A 428-nucleotide genomic window follows, 5' to 3' on the forward strand; every position below is an offset into this window, starting at 1 on the left:
GCTCTCGGCCGATGCGCATCGCGTTACCCTTGGCGAGATCGAGCTTGATCTCGGCCGTGTTGATCAGGACCTGAAGAAGCGGCTTGATCGCCTTCGAGCGCTCCACCGATTGGTCGAGTCGGACGATGAGCGGCCCGATCCCCTCATCAAGGGCACCAGCATTCCGGTTCACATGGTCGCCGCGCTCGCTCGTGCGCAGTCCGTCGACGAGATCATCGAAGATTTTCCGTCGTTGGGCCGTGAACAGGTAGAGGCGGCAATTGATTACGCGAAGGCCTACCCGAAGCGCGGCCGCCCCTATCCCGCGCGAAGCCTGAAGCGAGCACTCGCTGATCTGGCTGACCTCGGCGCGTTCGACGAGAACGTCGAACGCGCCGAGGTCAGCCAGATCAGCGAGTGCTCGCTTCAGGCTTCGCGCGGGATAGGGG

General features: G+C 63.3%; 1 protein-coding gene. It reads left to right on the forward strand.

What is annotated here, in order from left to right; all coding sequences use genetic code 11:
• Positions 1-109 precede the first annotated feature (109 nt).
• Positions 110-428, forward strand: a 319-nt coding sequence (locus EOA60_RS37070) for a DUF433 domain-containing protein (RefSeq protein ID WP_245502735.1), incomplete at its 3' end; no start/stop codon positions are given.

It is taken from the genome of Mesorhizobium sp. M1A.F.Ca.IN.020.06.1.1, assembly GCF_004023265.1.
In the GTDB taxonomy this organism is placed as follows: domain Bacteria; phylum Pseudomonadota; class Alphaproteobacteria; order Rhizobiales; family Rhizobiaceae; genus Mesorhizobium.